The organism is Pseudoduganella rivuli (genome assembly GCF_009674485.1).
In the GTDB taxonomy this organism is placed as follows: domain Bacteria; phylum Pseudomonadota; class Gammaproteobacteria; order Burkholderiales; family Burkholderiaceae_D; genus Rugamonas; species Rugamonas rivuli_B.
This window is the reverse complement of the sequence record NZ_WKJJ01000084.1, coordinates 1-262: the sequence shown is the minus strand read 5'-3', so window position 1 is coordinate 262 and position 262 is coordinate 1. Positions and strand designations below refer to the sequence as shown.

The 262-nt window shown below is 50.4% G+C and carries 1 rRNA gene; it reads right to left on the bottom strand.

Features of this window, described 5'->3' with window-relative positions:
- Positions 1–262, bottom strand: a 23S ribosomal RNA gene (locus tag GJ700_RS34815); the annotation flags it as partial.

Below are 262 nucleotides of genomic sequence, written 5' to 3'. Positions count from 1 at the left end.
TGGGCTTACGGCGTGGGGGCTTTTCACCCCCATTATCGCTACTCATGTCAGCATTCGCACTTCTGATACCTCCAGCATCCTTTACAAGACACCTTCGCAGGCTTACAGAACGCTCTCCTACCATATGCATTACTGCATATCCGCAGCTTCGGTGACTGGCTTAGCCCCGTTACATCTTCCGCGCAGGACGACTCGATCAGTGAGCTATTACGCTTTCTTTAAATGATGGCTGCTTCTAAGCCAACATCCTGACTGTTTTAGC